Below are 323 nucleotides of genomic sequence, written 5' to 3' on the forward strand. Positions count from 1 at the left end.
GCAAGCGGGGCATAGGCGACAAGTGGAATGCCTTTCTCGCGCAAGTAGTTCAGCATCTTCGACTGGTCTAGAAACGCGTGGTATTCAATCTGGTGGCAGGCGATGGGTGCACCGATTTCCTCGATGGCTTTTCGCAGCATCGTCACGTTGAAATTGCACACACCGATTGAGCGAACGGTGCCGTTCTGCAGAAAGCCTTGCATTGTTTCCATGACGGCGCCGAGGTCCATGTCACGCGACGGCCAATGCACCATGTACAGGTCAACGTAGTCGACACCGAGCTTTGCGAGGCTGGCGTCAAGGGCGCGACGCAGGGCATCCGG

1 protein-coding gene is annotated in these 323 nt (G+C 57.3%); it reads right to left on the reverse strand.

Translation table 11 applies throughout. The features are described 5' to 3' along the window. Window positions 1–323, reverse strand: a 323-nt coding sequence (locus P0D96_RS48560) for an aldo/keto reductase (protein ID WP_408321515.1), incomplete at both ends; no start/stop codon positions are given.

Source organism: Paraburkholderia sp. RL17-347-BIC-D (assembly GCF_046027915.1).
Taxonomy (GTDB): Bacteria; Pseudomonadota; Gammaproteobacteria; order Burkholderiales; family Burkholderiaceae; genus Paraburkholderia.